Origin of the sequence: Algoriphagus ratkowskyi (assembly GCF_002150505.1) — a bacterium.
GTDB lineage: Bacteria > Bacteroidota > Bacteroidia > Cytophagales > Cyclobacteriaceae > Algoriphagus > Algoriphagus ratkowskyi.
On record NZ_MSSV01000008.1, the window covers coordinates 58,224 to 76,853 of the forward strand.

General features: G+C 39.0%; 15 protein-coding genes and 1 riboswitch. Of the genes, 2 read left to right on the forward strand and 13 right to left on the reverse strand.

Features of this window, described 5'->3' with window-relative positions; all coding sequences use genetic code 11:
- Positions 1-118 precede the first annotated feature (118 nt).
- Positions 119-3,538: a HEAT repeat domain-containing protein gene (locus BVH02_RS10180; RefSeq protein WP_086501344.1), complete on the forward strand. Its 3,420-nt coding sequence runs from the start codon at positions 119-121 to the stop codon at positions 3,536-3,538.
- A 383-nt stretch (positions 3,539-3,921) separates the two neighbouring features.
- Here the strand turns inward: BVH02_RS10180 and BVH02_RS10185 are convergent, their stop codons facing one another.
- The 9 genes from BVH02_RS10185 to BVH02_RS10225 all read right to left on the reverse strand — a co-directional run bounded on the left by BVH02_RS10185 (position 3,922) and on the right by BVH02_RS10225 (position 12,755).
- Complete coding sequence (locus BVH02_RS10185) at positions 3,922-6,981, reverse strand: TonB-dependent receptor (RefSeq protein WP_086501345.1); 3,060 nt, start codon at positions 6,979-6,981, stop codon at positions 3,922-3,924.
- Between the two features lie 317 nt (positions 6,982-7,298).
- The gene (gene gldC, locus BVH02_RS10190) at positions 7,299-7,637 is read right to left on the reverse strand and encodes a gliding motility protein GldC (protein WP_086501346.1); all 339 of its coding nucleotides are present in this window, start codon (positions 7,635-7,637) and stop codon (positions 7,299-7,301) included.
- Positions 7,638-7,834: 197 nt separating this feature from the next.
- A complete protein-coding gene (locus BVH02_RS10195; protein ID WP_086501347.1) occupies positions 7,835-8,494 on the reverse strand; it encodes a 3-oxoacid CoA-transferase subunit B in 660 nt (219 codons plus the stop codon).
- A 60-nt stretch (positions 8,495-8,554) separates the two neighbouring features.
- Positions 8,555-9,250, reverse strand: coding sequence for a CoA transferase subunit A (locus BVH02_RS10200; RefSeq protein WP_086501348.1), 696 nt, complete (start codon positions 9,248-9,250; stop codon positions 8,555-8,557).
- Between the two features lie 11 nt (positions 9,251-9,261).
- A complete protein-coding gene (locus BVH02_RS10205; protein ID WP_086501349.1) occupies positions 9,262-10,185 on the reverse strand; it encodes a bifunctional riboflavin kinase/FAD synthetase in 924 nt (307 codons plus the stop codon).
- Positions 10,172-10,852: a tRNA pseudouridine(55) synthase TruB gene (gene truB / locus BVH02_RS10210; RefSeq protein WP_086501350.1), complete on the reverse strand. Its 681-nt coding sequence runs from the start codon at positions 10,850-10,852 to the stop codon at positions 10,172-10,174. Before truB ends, BVH02_RS10205 begins: the two co-directional genes overlap by 14 nt.
- A 1-nt stretch (position 10,853) precedes the next feature.
- The gene (locus BVH02_RS10215; RefSeq protein ID WP_086501351.1) at positions 10,854-11,648 is read right to left on the reverse strand and encodes an undecaprenyl-diphosphate phosphatase; all 795 of its coding nucleotides are present in this window, start codon (positions 11,646-11,648) and stop codon (positions 10,854-10,856) included.
- Positions 11,649-11,650: 2 nt separating this feature from the next.
- A complete protein-coding gene (locus tag BVH02_RS10220; protein ID WP_086501352.1) occupies positions 11,651-11,860 on the reverse strand; it encodes a DUF3098 domain-containing protein in 210 nt (69 codons plus the stop codon).
- A gap of 4 nt (positions 11,861-11,864) precedes the next feature.
- Positions 11,865-12,755 carry a cell division protein FtsX gene (locus BVH02_RS10225; RefSeq protein ID WP_086501353.1) on the reverse strand — a complete coding sequence of 297 codons (891 nt, stop codon included), beginning with the start codon at positions 12,753-12,755 and terminating at the stop codon, positions 11,865-11,867.
- A 316-nt stretch (positions 12,756-13,071) separates the two neighbouring features.
- Between BVH02_RS10225 and BVH02_RS10230 the strand changes: the two genes are divergently transcribed.
- On the forward strand, positions 13,072-13,515 hold the full coding sequence (locus tag BVH02_RS10230; RefSeq protein ID WP_086501354.1) for a DUF2147 domain-containing protein: 444 nt from the start codon (positions 13,072-13,074) through the stop codon (positions 13,513-13,515).
- A 119-nt stretch (positions 13,516-13,634) separates the two neighbouring features.
- Here the strand turns inward: BVH02_RS10230 and BVH02_RS10235 are convergent, their stop codons facing one another.
- From BVH02_RS10235 to BVH02_RS10250, 4 genes are all read right to left on the reverse strand, one after another.
- Positions 13,635-14,690: a homoserine O-acetyltransferase family protein gene (locus BVH02_RS10235; protein ID WP_086501355.1), complete on the reverse strand. Its 1,056-nt coding sequence runs from the start codon at positions 14,688-14,690 to the stop codon at positions 13,635-13,637.
- A gap of 8 nt (positions 14,691-14,698) precedes the next feature.
- Positions 14,699-16,003, reverse strand: coding sequence for an O-acetylhomoserine aminocarboxypropyltransferase/cysteine synthase family protein (locus tag BVH02_RS10240; RefSeq protein WP_086501356.1), 1,305 nt, complete (start codon positions 16,001-16,003; stop codon positions 14,699-14,701).
- A gap of 173 nt (positions 16,004-16,176) precedes the next feature.
- A riboswitch (SAM riboswitch) is annotated at positions 16,177-16,285 on the reverse strand.
- Between the two features lie 90 nt (positions 16,286-16,375).
- Positions 16,376-17,023, reverse strand: coding sequence for a carbonic anhydrase (locus tag BVH02_RS10245; protein ID WP_086501357.1), 648 nt, complete (start codon positions 17,021-17,023; stop codon positions 16,376-16,378).
- On the reverse strand, positions 17,020-18,561 hold the full coding sequence (locus BVH02_RS10250; RefSeq protein WP_086501358.1) for a SulP family inorganic anion transporter: 1,542 nt from the start codon (positions 18,559-18,561) through the stop codon (positions 17,020-17,022). Before BVH02_RS10250 ends, BVH02_RS10245 begins: the two co-directional genes overlap by 4 nt.
- Positions 18,562-18,630: the final 69 nt, after the last annotated feature.

Sequence of the window (18,630 nt, forward strand, 5' to 3'; positions counted from 1 at the left end):
AGTGCACAAAATCCCGATCCTTGATCGGGATTTTTGTTTTTACAGCGTTTTCGAATCAAAGGCTCAAAAGCCATGGTTAATTTTGTTAATTTCAAGACCAGAAAAACAAAAGTAACCTATGCCTCAACCCAAAAAAACAAGACACTATGCCAAAATTATTTTGGCTGCTTCAATCCCTCTAATGATTTCTTGTAGCAAGCAAGAAAAAGTGGATCTAAGAGAACGAACCTTGACTAAGGAAGAAATTGCACCAATGGTAGAAGCTGCCGAAGGTGGAATCAATGCAACACTCATTCCAGGCTTAAAACTTTCGCTATGGGCAGTTGACTCGTTAGTTTATGACCCAATTTCTATACAGGTGACGGATGATGGTAGTGTTTATTACACCCGAACCAATCGGCAAAAAAATTCTGAATTTGACATTAGACAGCATCAGGATTGGGAAATTGAATCCATCAGTCTTCAGACTATTGAAGAAAAAAGGGCATTTCTTCAAAAGACGCTTTCGCCTGAGATGTCAGATAAAAACACCTGGCTTGCAGATGTGAACGGTGACGGATCACATGACTGGCGAGACATGACTGTGGAGAGAGAGGAACTATTTAGACTAGAAGATCGAGATCGGGATGGTCTTGCAGACTATTCTCAGATCATGGTGCAGGATTTCAATGATGTTACCACAGATGTGGCAGGAGCGTTATTGAAATTTGAAGATAATTTATTTGTGGGAGTAGGTCCAGATGTGTGGAGACTTACTGATAAAAATGGCGATGGAATAATGGATGAGAAAGAGTCTATTTCTCATGGTTATGGAATTCATATTGGTTTTGGTGGACATGGAATGTCTGGTTTAGAAGTTGGTCCTGATGGTCGAATCTACTGGGGAATTGGAGATATAGGTTTCAATGGAGTAGGACCAGATGGCACTGAATGGAAATACCCAAACAGAGGCGTGGTGGCAAGGGCAAATCCAGATGGAAGTGATTTTGAAATATTTGCTATGGGTGTAAGAAATACGCATGAATTCACCTTTGATGCCTACAACAACCTTATTTCTGTAGATAATGATGGTGATCATCCTGGAGAAAGCGAAAGATTAGTATATCTAGTCAATGGCTCAGATACAGGCTGGAGAACCAACTGGCAATTTGGTAAATATCGAGATCCAGATAACAACACCTACAAAGTTTGGATGGATGAAAAGCTATTTATCCCGAGACATGAAGGTCAAGCGGCTTATATCACTCCTCCTATACAAAACTACATCAATGGACCCACTGGAATGGTCTATAACCCTGGAACAGCTTTAGCTGAAAAGTGGAAAAATACTTTTTTTGTAGCTTCATTCGTAGGAAATCCAAGTAGGTCAGGTATACATGCTTTCAAATTAGAACCCGATGGAGCATCTTTTAAGATGTCTCAAACAGAGAATATCATGTCAGGCGTATTGGCAACAGGCCTTGATTTTGGCCCTGATGGAAACTTATTTTTTGCTGATTGGAAAGATGGATGGAATACAAAGAATTCAGGTAGAATTTGGAAAATTGAGGATGAGGCGGGAGCTAATTGGGAAGCTAGAAAGATCACTTCCCAAACAATGAAAATTGACTTCAAAACCCTTACTGATGACGCATTAAGTAGTTTTCTAGGTGATGAAGATATGCGAATTAGAAGAAAAGCGCAGTTTGAATTAGCAAAAAGAGGTGATGATGGAGCTAAAGTTTTTCATGCTTCAATTGCTCAAAGAACCAATCAATATGCTAGAATACATGCTATAGTTGGGATTAGCCAATTGGCAAGAATAGTGAAAAAGGATTACGCAGATGCTCTAATTCCATTATTGAAAGATCAAGATCCTGAGATTCGAGCTCAGGCAGCCAAGTGGCTAGGAGATATTAAGTATGCAAAAGCTGGGGATGCGCTTTTACCATTACTGACAGATAAAGAGATCCGAGTGAGATTTTTCGCTTCAGAAGCTTTGGGAAGAATTGCTTTTGAACCTGCCATCAACGGATTGATAGGAGTTTTGGAAGCTAATAATGATGAAGATGCATTTTTACGTCATGCGGCAAGTTTAGCTTTGGCACGAATCAATAAGAAAGATCCGATTATCGCCTTATCATCACATCCTTCCAATGCAGTTCGCTTGGGCGCCGTTTTAGCATTGCGTAGAATGGCCGATCCGGGCATTACAGCATTCCTTGCTGATAAGGATGAATACATCGTGACAGAGGCTGCAAGAGCTATCAACGATGACTTCTCAATCGAGGGTTCATTGCCAGCTTTAGGTGATCTACTGGTGACTACAAGCTTCGAAAATGAACCATTGATCAGAAGAGCCATTAGCGCTAATCTAAGAGTTGGTACTCAGAAGTCTATGGACAACTTAAAAAGTTACATTGCAAAGCCAGGAGTAAATTCTACTTTGAAAGCGGAAGCCATTGCCACCTTAGGCACATGGGCGAAACCATCAGTGCTTGATAGAGTAGATGGTAGAAACCGTGGTGTTGTGGAAAGAGATCTTGGACCTATCCAAGAATCAGTAAAATCCGCTCTTTTAGGTGCCTTAAATGATAAAAATGAGGCTATTCGAGAAGCTGGAGTAAAAGCAATTGGCAAATTGAAAATAGCTGACGCGGAGACGAAGCTTGTCTCTTTATTAAAAAATGATCAATCAGAAAAAATTCGTGTGGCAGCAATTTTGGCTCTTTCTTCAGCTAATCCAAGTAGGATTTCTGAGCCTATTGCTATTGCAATGAAGGACGAATCAATGGCTGTTAGAGTGGTTGGATTGGACCTTTTGACCAAAACAGACATTTCACAGGAGCTTATGGTGAGTTTATTGCAAGACGTGATACAAAATAAGTCAACATCAGAAAAACAAGCTGGCCTACTTAGCCTCGGCAATCTTGAAAACTCTGCAGCTCTTCCTCTCTGGAATACGATCTTGGATGATTTGGCAGCAAATAAATTGCCTAATGAAGTGATGATTGAGCTGGAGGAGTCAATTGATGCGACTCAATCAACTGAATTGAGAGCTAAATACGACGAAATACAAGAAACGCGTACCCATGGGAATTTAGTGGAGCTGTATAGTGGAGCCCTAGAAGGTGGAAGTGTTAGAGTTGGTAGGAATATTTTCTTTCAAAATCAAACCGCACAATGTATCCGATGCCATGGGTATGATGACATGGGTGGTGTAGCAGGCCCACACTTGAATGGCATAGCTAATAGAAGAACGAACACTGAACTGCTTGAATCCTTGATAGATCCAAGTAAGCACTTGGCTCCGGGATATGGAATTGTACAGATTGAATTGAAAGATGGGACGACTTTAAACGGGACGTTAATGGAAGAGAAAACGGATGGAATAGTAATAAAAGTAGGAGCTAAGCCAGATACCTTGATCATGAATACTAGCATAGCGGAACGTAAATATTCTCCTTCCAGCATGCCTGATATGAAGGCATTGCTTACCAAGCGTGAAATTCGAGATTTGGTAAGTTTTCTAGGTACTTTGAAAAAGGAGTGGGAATAATTGATTTGTATTTAACTTACTAGATATCGGGATTATCACAGGCGTGGTAATCCCGATTTTTTTTCCATCGAGAAGTGTTTGTCTTTTGCAAATTCGTCTATACTCCTTAGTGATTGTTATCTAGTATGTGATAGGCTTGGGGTAATCTTTCTCAATAGTACCTAGTCCTAAGAGATTTGGTGACTCAATAATTAATCTGAATATCTTTCATTGCCAGTTCTACTTTTTATATGGAATGTGGCTCAGATTTAAGAGCTAGAGATCACTTAAATGAAAATACTTCAGGATGATTAGTAAATGTATATTACGAATATGTGGTAAATGAAAAAAAGCCACCTCGATCGTACGAGATGGCTCTTAAACAAATTAAGATACTCTGCTTGTTAATTTAAGAACTCGTCAAAAGTCAAGCTGACAAAGTACATAGTTCCAACAGTTGGATTACCCCAAGCTTGCGTGTATCCTTTACTAAATAGGTTAGATCCACCAACTTTAAGAATAGACTTGATGCTCTTTATTTTGTAACTCACTTGCGCATCAAAACTTCCATATGCAGGAATTACAGCTAATTGCTGACTAGACACTGCTGGATTTACAAAAGAGGATTGCCAAGCAAATTCTCCTTGCCATCTATAGGCCACTGCAAATCCAAGGTTGTCAATTACTTCTCTGTTTGCAAAGTTCAATACATAACGATACTCAGGAGTATTGAAGCTAGGCTGGAAACCAGTCTCAGCTAATTCATCTAAGTTGGATAGGGTATTGAAGGAAACATTACCTCCTACAGTATATCCCCTGGGAAGTTTGTAATCCATACTTGCTGCCCATCCCCAAGATTTGATGATTTCTGTTCTATTCACAGGCATTGAGTATACATTTCTACCTCCTGGACCTACTCCGATTAAGTTTAGACCTGTGATCGCATTAGGACCTGCAAGTCCTGCTTCTGAAGCATCTTGTACAAGTACTTGACTACCGTTGAAATTCTCGAATCTATTAAAGTAAGCGTAGGCATCTACCAATAATCGGGTGCCCCAGATACCTTTGTATCCTACCTCAAAAGATTTTACTCTTTCAGGTTTGAATTCTTTGATCTCGTATGGTTGCAATTTATCTACATTGGCTCCAGCAGCATTAACTGGAACAAGTTGTGCAGCAATTCCAGGTACAAGTGAAGGAACAAGGGCCGCAATAGCTGCAGGAGCTTCACTTGCCGGAATTAAGCCTGCTTGAACTTGCTGTATTACCGTCTGAGTTGCTTGAGTTATAGCGATTTGAGTAGCCTGCTGAATACTCTGCTGGTACACAGGTGAGCCAGGTTTTGTATCCACTGAAACTGCAGCACCATAACTAGTTACATTCGCCAAAGTATAGCCGGAATTTGTATTCAAATTGTATTGATTTGCAAGGAAAGGTAATCCTCCGATCAGACGAGCTTGAGGGGTATTAAGATTAATGTATTGATCTTGGTTGGTTGGAATTCTAAACCCAGTCTGGTAGGAAGCTCTAAAATTGTGATTTCCTTGTGTGAAAACGCCAGATACCCTTGGAGACCACTGCCCTTCAAAGTTTTCATTTTTATCGTAACGTGCAGATGCAGTCAGTTTAAATTTATCATTGAAAAGCTTCTTAGAACCTTGGATATATCCACCGTACTCATTGATATTAAATTCATCACCGTTTTCATCCATTGCAAATAAGGTCCCGTTGGAGTTCAAATCATAAATCCTATAATTAGCTCCTATTACGAACTCTGCAAATTCGATTTGCTCTGAAAAATTATAAGATCCTTCGAAGTGATACAAATTTGTTTTATCAACGAATTTCGCTCCAACTCCACTTGCATTTCCTGGAATAGGTCTTGATGTCACGTCACTCAGTGAATTATTGAATTCTGTAGAACCCGGCATATATCTTCCCTGATCTGCAAAAGCTCTAGCTGCTTGGTGTGCTTGATCAGAAGGAAGTCCAGCTCCAGCAGCTTGTGCATAAGCCCCTACATATTCTGGAAACCATCTTGTACTAGCTTTCCATGCTTCATTGATTCCTTGTGCTGCGGTTCCCACAGCGAATGCATCACCTGAACGTTCCTGAGTAGTGTATGCTCTTACATACCAATTGGAAGCTCTTAATTCAGCCTTGTATTGTCCCATAGTGAAGTCTTTAAGGGAATACCTGTCTGCTCCAGTATAAACTGTAGTGCCAAATCCGAGATTACCTTGAAGCACTGCCTCTATATTATCATTGATTCTATAGTGGAGTGCAGCATTAAACTTTACGGATTTGGTGCCATAATCAGCAATATCTCTTTCCATATACCCTGTTCTAGAAACTGCCATATTTGGAATAATCCCTAATGCTGCAGATGGTAAAACTCCAGCTCGAACCATAGATTGTGCAACTGAAAGCATATTCACATTCGTTTCATCCCCGTAAATATTTACACCATTGTAAGCTGGATTATTGGAAGTAGTTCCTGTTTCAATGGTTGATCCATTTAAAAGTGATTGATCTCGGAAATCATTTGCCTGCCAGTCATCTGCTGTTAAGTATTCGAAATTTACTTTAAAGGCAAATTTGTCGCTGATTGCTTTTGCATACCTAGCACTGAAGTTATAAAAACCAGTAGCTGCTTGAGATTTATTATCCCTACCAACCCTGTCTCCTTGGTCCATAATGCCCGTTTTCATACTTGCAGAAAGTCCTTGGTATAAGAATGGACTTTTAGAATTCATCAACAAAATACCATTAATGGCATTTGGTCCATAAAGTGCTGATGAAGCGCCTGGAAGTAGTTCAACACTCTCTAGATCAAGTTCTGAGATACCAACTATGTTTCCCACAGAGAAATTTAAGCCTGGAGCTTGATTATCCATCCCATCAATCAGCTGAACAGTTCTGACATTACCATTGGCATTGAATCCGCGGGTGTTGAAAGATTTGAATAGGAGAGACTGGGTGCTCATTTCCACGCCTTTCATATTGTTGATAGCATCGTAGAAGCTTGCTTGAGGAGCATCTCTTATAGCAATGATGTCCATTTTCTCCACAGATACAGGTGACTGCATTACACTTTCTTCAACTCGCGAAGCAGATACAACTACTTCTTGACCTATTATGGTCGACTCAGCTAATTGAATATCAATTTTGCTTTGTGCGCTGCTGATCACCACTTCCTGTTGCGTGTAGCCAATCATAGAAAAGATCAACGTGAATGGAGGAGCTTGATTGACATTTAAGGAGTATTTCCCAGACAAATCAGAGATGGTTCCTATTACTTTGCCTTTCACCAAAATATTAACACCTACTAAGGTCTCTTTGGTCTCTGCATCAGTCACTGTTCCAGAAATGCTGGTTTGGGCTAGAAGCTTTCCTGCTGTAAGGGAAACTAAGAGTGTTAGTAAAAACACTGATGCCCTAATTTTGTTTGTAAAATTGCTCATAGGCTAGTTTTTTGGATTGTTAGATCAATTGAATTTGGGTGTAAATTCATTAAGTACATCTCAAAAATTAGCGTAAAAAATCAATAATTAATAGTTTATAGTCAAAATATTATATTAAGGTTATGACCGGAAATTTTGCCTTAATTGGAAACTGCATGATTCATAATAAAATCAAAAATTAAAAGATGTTTTTATTATGAATCATCAAACCAGTCTAGAGTTTCATTATAGATTCGAAAATTATAATTTAAAGTAATAATTGAATTAAAAACAAAAAAGTCCAGCATTGCTGGACTTTTGAGCTTAGTTAGACAGAATTAACCTGCTTTATTTTCTTCGTTTACATGCTTTACCATACGATCACAAAGCTCTTTTATCTCCTCTGACATGTATTCGTCTGCAGTGCTATTTAAAATAGTTTGTGCCATTCCGCCTAAGATATCTATGTAAAAGCGTTTCATTTCTACCACTGACATTTCTTCAGTCCATAGATCGATCCTGAGTGTGCTATGGTTTTGATTGTCCCATACGTTAAGACTTATGCTTTTTGTATCCTCTAGTCCTGAACCTTCTTTATCAGATGCATCCCACTTGATTGATTTTGGGAAACTGTTTTCATCTAAGTCGACTTGGAATTTGATCTCTGAGTTTTTCATCTGTTGTTTTGTTTTTCAATATTATACCGATAACTATCGGGAGGAATCTTGCATTGAATAATCATCTCTAGGTATGCCCTTATAAGTCATGCTTGATCTCATGAATTATAGTTTGATTGCAATGGAACCATGTCTTTTTCAAGCAAAATTAATCTGGGTAACTGAATGACTGCTGCCTGAGTTCCTTTATGCTGAATTTACTCAAATACCATTTCAGGAATTTCACCATCAATAATCAGTTTGCCAGCAGTTTTGGATTTGATTTCTTCTACTGAAATCCCAGGTGCTCTTTCCAGAAGTATAAATCCTCCTTCTTTAGCTATTTCAAGCACGGCAAGATCTGTTACTATTTTCTTCACACAGCGGATTCCTGTGATAGGAAGTGAGCATTCGGAGAGCAGTTTTGATTCTCCAGATCGTGAACAATGCTGCATTGCTACTATAATATTGTCTGCAGAAGCGACTAAGTCCATAGCTCCACCCATTCCTTTAACCATTTTTCCAGGAATTTTCCAGTTGGCAATATCTCCGTTTTCGGATACTTCCATAGCTCCCAAAATGGTCAGATGAACATGCCCGCCACGAATCATCCCAAAGGATTCTGCAGAATTGAATAGTGCTGATCCTTTTGCCATAGTCACGGTTTGCTTCCCTGCATTGATGAGGTCTGGATCTATTTGATCTTCGGTAGGGAAGGGGCCAATTCCGAGCAATCCATTCTCGGATTGAAGGACTACCTCTAAGTTGGCCGGAATGTAATTGGCAACTAAGGTTGGAATTCCAATTCCTAAATTTATGTATTGCCCATTTTTCACTTCTTTAGCGATTCGCTGAGCTATTTGATCTTTTGTAAGCATTTTGGGTTGGTTTTAAAGTCAGAGATGGATGAGGAAATTCAAAATTTAGACTTTCAAAAGTTATTTTGAGACAGTCCTTTGTTCTATTCTCTTCTCGTAATTGCTTCCTTGGAAAATCCGTTGAACATAGATACCTGGAGTATGAATCTCATTTGGATTGAGTTCACCAGCTTCCACCAATTCTTCCACTTCAGCAATGCAAATTTTACCTGCTGCTGCCATTAATGGGTTGAAATTCCTTGCTGTTCCTTTAAAAATTAAATTACCCGCTGTATCACCTTTCCAAGCTTTGACTATAGAAAAATCAGCTTTCAACCAACTCTCTAGCAGATACATTTTCCCATCAAACTCTCGGGATTCTTTGCCTTCAGCAACCTCTGTTCCTACTCCAGCTGGAGTAAAGAATGCAGGAATACCGGCACCACCTGCTCTTACTCGCTCTGCAAGGGTTCCTTGTGGGATCAAATCTACTTCTAGCTCTCCACTTAGCAATTGTCTTTCAAACTCAGCATTTTCTCCTACATAGCTTGAAATCATTTTTTTTACCATTCGCTTTTTTAGCAAAAGACCTATCCCGAAATCATCTACACCAGCATTGTTGGAAACGATAGTCAATCCAGAAATGTCCTTTTCTAATATTGCTGAAATGCAATTTTCGGGTATTCCAGTCAGTCCAAAGCCTCCCATCATCAGCATGCAATTACTGGGAATATCAGCTACTGCTTCAAAGGCATTTTTTACAGTCTTGTCAATCATATATTTTGGGTTTATAGCAAATTCTTTGCATTCTTTTGATCTAAATATAGTTGTGCTTTCAACGATTCTAATCCATCAAACTTTTGCTCCTCTCGTATGAAAGCTTTGATATAAATAGTGATTTGTTTGTCGTACAAATCTCCTTGAAAGTCAAATAAATTGGCTTCTACAGTTCTTTTAGTCCCGTTTACTGTTGGTCTATTACCTATATTAAGCATGGCTTTGTAGAGAGATCCATGCACTAAAGCCTCAACAGCATAAACGCCATCTTTGGGGATTAGTTTGTAATCATTGGGTATGTGAATATTTGCTGTTGGGAAGCCAATAGATCTGCCAATTTGCTGTCCTTTGATCACCAAACCATTTAATTCGTAAGGTCTACCGAGGTAATTAATAGCATTAGCTATATCGCTAGTGGCTAATGCATGGCGAATTTTGGTGCTAGATACACCGATATCTTCCACATCTTGCCTGGAGATTTCTTCGAGATCAAATCCGTATTTGGCATGATGAGCTTGAAGGTATTCGAAGCTACCCTCTCTGTTTTTTCCAAATCTATGATCGTAGCCTATGACCAATTTCTTGGTTTGAATGGTGTCTACCAGTACGGACTCAATAAATTCTTTGGATGTAAGTTGTGAAAACTCTTTGGTAAAAGGAATCGTGACCAAATGGTCAATACCTGCCTCACGAAGCAACTTTGCTTTCTCCTCAAAAGTGCTTAAAAGCCTCAGGTTATGCTCATCTGGATAAAGTACAAGCCTGGGATGTGGCCAATAAGTGATTAAAACTGTCTCTCCATTGATTGAGCGAGCAATTTCACGGATACGATGAAGGATTTTTTGATGCCCCAGATGCACTCCGTCAAATGTCCCGCTAGTAACTACCGCGTTGGAGAGCTTTGGGAAATCTCTTAAGCCTTCATAGATCTTCATTTGTTCTTGCTTTGATTTCCTCTACCAGATGCAAAAGCTCATGAGCATCAGAAAGTTTGAAATTACCAATTCTAGTTCTGCAAAGCGAACTCATGTACGCCCCAACATTCAATTTTTCACCTAGATCTCTTGCCAGGCTTCTGATGTAGGTTCCCTTGGAGCAAACAATTCTGAACTCTATAATTGGATTTTCAAATTTGGTAATTTCGAATTCACTCACAGTGACAGGACGTGGGTCCATCTTCACCACTTTGCCCTGTCTAGCAGATTCATACACTCGCTTACCATCTACTTTAATAGCGGAATGCATAGGTGGAATTTGCAAAATATCTCCAGTTAGCTCAGCTACGGCTTGACTTACCTGCTCCAAAGTAATTTGGGAGGGATCTGCTACTGGTACAATAGGTTGCTCTAAATCAAAAGAATCTGTAGTCGCTCCGATTACGAAAGTGCCAGTGTATTCCTTCTCTTGACCCATGAAAGAGTCTATTTGTTTGGTCATTTTCCCAGCACAAACGATTAGAAGGCCTGTTGCTAAGGGATCAAGTGTGCCAGCATGACCCACTTTCTTAATTCGGAGTGCATTTCGAACTTTTCTAACTACATCAAAAGATGTCCATTCGAATGGTTTATCTATCAAGAATACTTCTCCGTAAGGCTCTTCCATTTTATAAGTATAGTCCAGCTACAATTGCAATCACACCAACTACCAAGCAGTAGATGGAAAAATAGCTGAGCTTACTGTTTTTAACGAGTTTTATCATCCAAGTACATGCTGCAATACCAGCAATAAACGCAGCAATAAATCCAGCAGCTAAGTATCCAAATCCCTCAGTATCTAAAGAAAGATCGCCTCCCAAAATATCCTTGGCAATTTTGCCTAAGATTAATGGTACTACCATCAGAAAAGAGAATCTTGCCGCTTTCTCCTTGTCTATACCTAGAAGAACAGACGTGGAAATGGTGGCTCCTGAGCGTGAAATGCCAGGAAGTATTGCAATAGCCTGTGCTATACCTATGATAAGTGCTTGACCGAAGGTCACTGGTTGGTTAGTGAATTTTGCTTTGTCAGCTAGATAAAGAAGAACAGCGGTCAAAATGAGCATAAACCCCACAAATACGATCTGTCCTCCAAATAATGTCTCTAATTGCTCTTCAAAAATGATTCCTACTATGGCTGCGGGAATCATTGACAGCACTATTTTAGACGCAAATTGCGTTTCGCTGTTCCATTCAAATTTGAATAAACCTCTAAAGATTTCTGCAATATCTTTTCGGAAAACAACAATAGTACTTAATGCGGTTGCAAAATGAACAACTACAGTAAACATTAAACCTTCTGCAGGCATTTTGCTTTCTCCCAAAATAGCCTTACCCAGTTCTAAGTGACCACTAGAAGAAACTGGTAAAAATTCCGTCAACCCTTGAATAATTCCAAGGATAATAGCATCAATAATTTCCACGCTTAATTACTTTCAGTTTTGGAGAAAATGGCGTAAAACTGAAAAATAAATCCTCCCAGTGTAAGGATTGGGCCGATAGTTAATCCTAATACACCGTTACCATGTGGATCACTGTCTAGACCTATGACCACAAAGCCAAGAACGATCATAGCTATCCCGATGAACATTAACTTGTAATTTTTTCTGGAAAAAGGGAATGAAGATTTGCTCATTATTTTAATAGAGTTCGTCCAAGGACATATTTAAATACTTATTCACTGCGCGCAAGGTACTCAATACAGAAAGAATTCCTCCCACTGAAATCAATATTCCAAAAAGCAAAAGCAACAGTTGCTGATTTTGAAGCATTGCGAATCCTTCGATATTTGCTTGGGTATATTTCACTAAAGCAAATAGTATAACAGAGGCAAAACCTCCTGCTAACATCCCAAATAGAAAGGCTCTGGACAGAAATGGCTTTCTGATAAAACCTCTAGTAGCTCCTACTAATTGCATAGAGCGAATCAGGAAACGCTGAGAGAAAAGAGCAAGTCTGATCGTATTGTTAATCAACATGACAACTGTAATAATCAAAATCAATATAAATCCACCCAGTACCAAACTTACTTTGACCAAATTTTTATTGATAGAATCGACTAAATCTGTCATATAGGACACCTCAAATACACCTGGGATAGCCTCAATCTCTTTCACGATAGCCTCTAGCTGCTCTGAGGTTTGAAATTCTTCAGCAATTGTCAACACGAAACTATCACGTAATGGATTGTCTTCCAGAAATTGAGTGAAATCTTCTCCTGTGCTTTCGATAAAAGTTGCGGCCGCTTCTTCATCTGAAACAAATTTGAGATTTAATGTGTCACCTTTCTGTAAAATAAAAGAGCGTGCACCAAGGTTATCGTGGATTATATCAAGTTCTTTTTGCTCTAGATTTTTTTCTAAAAATACTTGAACCTCGATATTCTCTCGAATCATACTTGTAAGCGTTCTCGCCTGAATTAAGATTACTCCGAAAAGGCCTACTATAAAAAGTGATAAGGTAGTGCTGAAGAGAACACTTCCGAATTTGAAGTGCCCAAGTGTCTTTTTCTTTCGTGGATAATTGGCCATAGATTATGTTTTCTGCTCAAAAGTAAGCTACTCCAAGGATATTGCCAATCTATTCCTAAGAAAGGATTTCAAGCATAATTTATTCAGTTTTTTTATTAATCAGATAGTTTAAGCATATAGTGAATACTAATTCACTAGTCGAATGAATATTTTTGAATACTCTTTGTACCTATAAATTAAAGTAAAATAGAGAGGAGTTTTTGGAAATAGAATGGAAGGTTAATGCTTAAATCAAAAAGTGCTTTGGTATGGTTTTAGGACTAAGTGACATTACTATGAAGCTACCTTGTCGTAAGTTTAATAAAATCAAGTCTCCATGAAACCTTATCTATTCGCTTTAATATGCTTTTTTTCACTAGGTATAGGCTTGGAGCCTACGCAAGCTCAATCCAACTCTAAGATCTTGGGAGTGTGGTTTAATAGTCAAAAAACTACCCAAATTGAGATACTTGAGAAAGACGATCAGCTAATCGGGAAAATCATATGGATAAAGTATGAAGAGGGTGATCCCGAGACTTATTTAGATTTGGTGAACTCAGATACCAGCTTAAGAAATCGTCCATTGATGGGACTTACGATTTTGGAAGGTTTGGAATTTAATAATGGAATTTGGTCAGAGGGTAAGATCTACGATCCGAAATCTGGTATCAGTTATGCATGCGAACTGCAGCTCAAAAAGAAAGATATTCTTGAAATCAAAGGATTCTTAGGAGAGTCATGGGTGAGCCGCACAGTAGAATGGAATAGAGTAAAAAAATAAGGCAGAGGATACTGCCTTATTAATTTCCATTTCTCTTAAAAGCTTTTTAACCAAAAAAAGCTCCATTCATCACTAAGACCAAATTCGAAGCAATTCTTTATTTTTTTTCTGAATACTTACTAATTTTTTTGTTGCAAATAAAATGACTTCAGTATATAGGATAATTGCTCAAATTCAATCAGAAAGGCGTCGTGGCCAGCATTAGAGCTGATTTCTTTATAAGTTCCTCTGCTCACATGTTGGCTAATAAATTGTGACTCTGAAGGAAGAAAAAGCAAATCTGAATTTACTCCAATCGCTAAAACATTTGCCAGAATTTTTGATAAAGCTTCCTCTGATCCACCTCGGTTTCTGCCCAAATCATGACAATCCATAGTCTTGCTAAGGGTCCAGTAGGAGAGCGCGTTAAACCGTTTTGCTAACTTTTGACCTTGATATCTAAGATATGATGCAGCACGAAAATCATCTAACTTATTAGATTGATCTGATTGTTTGGTTTCCAGGTCAAGTGGATGTCTATAAGTGAGCATTGCAATAGCACGTGCAGTTTCCAAGCCTTTTTGACCAGCCCGCTCATGAAATTCACCCCAGGTGCAGTCTGACTCTATTGCCATTCGCTGGGTTTCATTGAAGCCGATTACCCAAGGTTTTGTTTTGGCCGTAGATGCTAAAATGATTGCGTTTTTCAGCTTGTTCTCCAATAGGTATGCCCATTCCAGTCCAACTTGACCTCCTAGTGATCCACCGATAAGACTATGAATGTATTCTATTTTCAAATGAATCCTCAATCTCTCCAACCCTTGAGCTAGGTCTCTGGTCGTCATCTGTGGGAATTTATAATAGTAGGGCTTACCAGTTATGGGATTCTCACTAAAAGGCTGAGTAGAGCCGTAGCAAGAACCTAAAAGATTTGCACAGATGATAAAATGATTTGATGGATCGAAAAACTTATCCTCACCTATCAAACCATTCCACCATTCTTGAGCATTGGAATCTCCTGTAAGCGCATGTATAACCCAGATCACATTTGATTTATCTGCATTGAGCTGACCATAGGTGGTATAGCCTAAGTCAAATTCAGGGAGAATTTCTCCTGATTCCAAGTGTAAAGGCAAGCTAGAATGAAATATGTCCTGGGTCATGGTAATCGAAGCGTACTGACTTTTAAGATTCATTTTTTGAATTAGATTTTATCGAAAGCTTGTTGCAGATCCGACTTGATGTCCTCGATGTGTTCGATACCACAGGAGATTCTCAACTGAGTAGGAGTGACACCAGCGGCGATTTGATCGGCATCAGATAGTTGCTGGTGGGTAGTGGCAGCAGGCTGGATAATCAGTGTCTTAGCATCACCTACATTGGCTAGGTGAGAGATCAGCTCAAGATTATTGATCAGAGCTGAAGCTTGCTCTTTGTCGCCTTTCAGCTCGAAACTTAGGACACCACCAAAGCCATTTGTTAAGTATTTCTTCGCCAAATCATGGTATGGAGAGGATGCTAATCCTGGGTAATTCACTTTTTGCACTTTAGGGTGCGCTTCTAGCCATTGAGCTAAAGCCAGTGTATTTTCTACTGTTTTCTTTACTCTAAGAGATAGAGTCTCTATTCCCTGTAGTAAAAGGAATGAATTAAATGGACTGATTGCAGGTCCAAAATCCCGAAGTCCCTCTACTCTTGCACGAATTGCAAAAGCAATATTAGGAAGTCCTAAAGGGTTGTTTTCTCCAAATACCTCCCAGAAATTCAAGCCATGATATCCTTCTGAAGGCTCTGAGAATTGCTTAAACTTGCCATTTCCCCAGTTAAAGTTGCCTCCATCGACGATGATTCCTCCGATGGAGGTCCCATGACCACCGATCCATTTGGTAGCGGATGAAGTGACTACGTTAGCTCCATGAGCGATAGGCTGACATAAATACCCACCTGCTCCGAAGGTATTATCAACGATCAATGGAATGCCATGCTTTTTAGCAATGGCAGCAATTGCCTCAAAATCTGGAATATTAAATTCAGGGTTTCCTATTGTCTCCAAGTAGATTGCTTTTGTTTTATCATCTATTTGTGCCTCGAAATCAGCAGGGTTTTTACCTTTTGCAAACCTTGCTTCAATCCCTATTTTTTTAAATGAAACCTTAAATTGGTTGAAAGTACCACCATAAAGGTATGGGCTCGAAACAAAATTCTCTCCAGCTTCCATGATATTCGTAATAGCCAAAAATTGTGCTGCCATGCCTGAGCTAGTAGCTACGGCTGCCACTCCTCCTTCTAGCGCAGCAAGTCTTTTCTCAAAAACATCCGTAGTTGGATTCATAATACGGGTGTAAATATTCCCAAATTCCTTTAGTCCAAAAAGGTTTGCGCCATGCTCTGCGGAATTGAAGACATAGGATGTAGTTTGATATAGTGGGACAGCACGTGAATTTGTCGTTGGATCAGGTTCTTGCCCTGCGTGAACTTGTAGTGTGTCGAAATGAAGATTTTTAGACATGGTTTTTAGGATTTATGGTTTGAAAAACGTGAGAAAATACAGAAGCTAGCTATTAATAAAATAGGCTAGTCCATATAAGGCATAGCTTGCCAGAGGTAAGCAAATAGCTTGACCGAAAATGAAATCTGAAGAGATAAGAGAGAAAGAGGAAATCCTAGGTGCATATGCGAATGAACTTATAGTTCCAAATAAGATTATCTCATTTGGCAGGAATTGGCACCTTGGACTTTCCAGGTTGCCAGAGGGTCGATGAGCCTGTCTCTCGCCTCTTCTATATAAATCCGAGCACTAAAAGTGAAAGGATGATGCAAAGAAAGAAATCGTGAGTGATAAAACAAAATGATTTTTCACTCACGATACAAAAAACTACTATTAATTATTTAATTGATCTAGATCGTATCTGAAGATAGGATTGATGTTTTCGAAATTCGGTTCAATATTGACCAATTCATTAACTAGACCATTTTTCAGACCGTAAGCCCAACCATGGATAGTAGGTGCGTTTCTATTTTTCCAAGCTTTTTGAATCGTAGAAGTTTTAATTAAATGTTGACATTGTTCAATCACGTTGAGCTCTACAAGTCGATTTACTTTGTCTTCATGAACTTCTAACGCATTAATTTCTTGTTGATGGGTATTATATATTTCTTTGATATTGAGGAGCCATTTATTAATTATTCCATAACTTTTATTGCCCAAAGCAGCATCAATTCCTCCACAGCCATAGTGTCCGCACACGATGATATGCTCTACTTTCAATACAACTACTGCATATTCCAAAACGCTCAACAAATTGACATCTGTGTGAACGACCATATTGGCTATGTTACGGTGAACGAATATCTCACCAGGATCTGTACCCGTGATTTGATTAGCAGGAACTCTACTGTCAGAACATCCGATCCAAAGAAATTTTGGTGATTGCTGCTTTTCTAATTTCCCAAAAAAATTAGCGTCTGTTAACTGTTGTTCAACTGACCACGCTTTGTTTTGTATCAGTAATTTCTCGTAAGGGCTCATATTTTTTGGTGTATTTTATAATTTAAACCTATAACTGTTACTTTAATCTTTTTATCTGGGCTTGAAGCGATAAAGTCGTTCAAAACCTCTTGGATATCATGATCAATAAATTGAGCCTTTTGGGCATTGATGATTACCTTACTTTCAGCTGGAATCTTTTCTAGATTTTTCATTAATAAAGCCTTATTTAGAAATGAGACATCTTTATGTAGCTGAACAAGGTAATTTCCATTCAGTTCTGTTAAGGTTACGGCATGAACAAAATTTGTCTTTATAACAAAGAATAATCCGAAAACCATTCCTATTCCTATACCGACTAAAAGGTCTGTAAATAGAATCGCAACTACTGTGACGATGAACGGTATAAACTGATCCCAACCGTTCTTATAAATACTTATGAAGATCGAAGGCTTGGCTAATTTGTATCCTACGATAAACAAAACTGCCGCAAGACAACTAAGAGGTATCAGATTTAATACATTAGGAATGGCTAGGACTAGAATCATCAATAACACACCATGGAAAATTGCAGACATTTTAGTCTTAGCGCCCGATGCGACATTTGCAGAGCTTCTTACGATCACTGCAGTCACTGGAAGCCCACCTATCAAACCAGACAATGTATTTCCAATTCCTTGTGCTACTAATTCTTTACTTGGAGGGCTGGTTCTTTTATAGGGGTCAAGTTTGTCAGATGCGTCAATACTCAGCAATGTTTCCAGACTACCAATTATGGCAATTGTTGCCGCTACTATCCAAAAAGTACCCTCGCCAATCATGGAGAAATCCGGGAAGGTCATAAGATTACCAATCTGACCTAGATTCTCCAAAACAGGAATGTTTACCAGATGGTCTCCACCAAGCTGCCATTCAGGCTTCCAAATACCATAAAGGGAGTTGATAACAATACCTGAAATCACTGCCCATAGAGCTCCGGGAACAATGCCCAAAAGTTTATGACTTTTAATTTTTGGATTTTCAAAGAGAATCAAAATTGCCATTGCAACCAAGACAATAGGGATGGCTCCAATACTATGGTATTTTATGGCATACCAAATTGCCGAGAAAGTATTATGGTTGTCAGCTTGTATAAATGCTTGATCACCCATCAAATCAACATCATAACCAAAAGCATGGGGAATCTGCTTGAGGATCAAGATTAAACCGATGGCGGTTAGCATTCCTTTAATAACAGAATGTGGAAAGTAGTAACCAATCACTCCAGCTTTCGCAAGTCCAAGAGCAAGCTGAATCAATCCAGCAATTACTATAGTCGCTAGAAATAGAGGAAATGTTCCCATGCTATTAATAGAATCGAGAACTATCACGGTCAGGCCTGCCGCAGGACCACTGACACTTACATGTGAGCCGGATAGCGCACCAACTACTATACCTCCAACAATCCCTGCTATAAGCCCCGACATCGGGGGTGCCCCACTGGCAATAGCTATACCCAAGCACAGCGGCAAAGCAACAAGAAAAACCACTAAACTAGCGTTTAGGTCATATTTTAAATTCTTTCCTAAAAGTGTGGTCATTCGTATTGTTTAATTCTTGACTTGTTATAAGAAACCGAATTGTAACTGACTTAAATTAAAAATATTTAA

What these genes read in the sequence shown, in the direction of transcription:
- BVH02_RS10205 (WP_086501349.1), bottom strand. Translation starts at nt 10,185, where the DNA reads ATGAAGATCTATGAAGGCTTAAGAGATTTCCCAAAGCTCTCCAACGCG.
- BVH02_RS10240 (WP_086501356.1), bottom strand. Translation starts at nt 16,003, where the DNA reads ATGTCTAAAAATCTTCATTTCGACACACTACAAGTTCACGCAGGGCAA.
- BVH02_RS10180 (WP_086501344.1), top strand. Translation starts at nt 119, where the DNA reads ATGCCTCAACCCAAAAAAACAAGACACTATGCCAAAATTATTTTGGCT.
- BVH02_RS10220 (WP_086501352.1), bottom strand. Translation starts at nt 11,860, where the DNA reads ATGAGCAAATCTTCATTCCCTTTTTCCAGAAAAAATTACAAGTTAATG.
- BVH02_RS10250 (WP_086501358.1), bottom strand. Translation starts at nt 18,561, where the DNA reads ATGACCACACTTTTAGGAAAGAATTTAAAATATGACCTAAACGCTAGT.
- BVH02_RS10225 (WP_086501353.1), bottom strand. Translation starts at nt 12,755, where the DNA reads ATGGCCAATTATCCACGAAAGAAAAAGACACTTGGGCACTTCAAATTC.
- BVH02_RS10200 (WP_086501348.1), bottom strand. Translation starts at nt 9,250, where the DNA reads ATGATTGACAAGACTGTAAAAAATGCCTTTGAAGCAGTAGCTGATATT.
- truB (WP_086501350.1), bottom strand. Translation starts at nt 10,852, where the DNA reads ATGGAAGAGCCTTACGGAGAAGTATTCTTGATAGATAAACCATTCGAA.
- BVH02_RS10245 (WP_086501357.1), bottom strand. Translation starts at nt 17,023, where the DNA reads ATGAGCCCTTACGAGAAATTACTGATACAAAACAAAGCGTGGTCAGTT.
- BVH02_RS10235 (WP_086501355.1), bottom strand. Translation starts at nt 14,690, where the DNA reads ATGAATCTTAAAAGTCAGTACGCTTCGATTACCATGACCCAGGACATA.
- gldC (WP_086501346.1), bottom strand. Translation starts at nt 7,637, where the DNA reads ATGAAAAACTCAGAGATCAAATTCCAAGTCGACTTAGATGAAAACAGT.
- BVH02_RS10230 (WP_086501354.1), top strand. Translation starts at nt 13,072, where the DNA reads ATGAAACCTTATCTATTCGCTTTAATATGCTTTTTTTCACTAGGTATA.
- BVH02_RS10185 (WP_086501345.1), bottom strand. Translation starts at nt 6,981, where the DNA reads ATGAGCAATTTTACAAACAAAATTAGGGCATCAGTGTTTTTACTAACA.
- BVH02_RS10195 (WP_086501347.1), bottom strand. Translation starts at nt 8,494, where the DNA reads ATGCTTACAAAAGATCAAATAGCTCAGCGAATCGCTAAAGAAGTGAAA.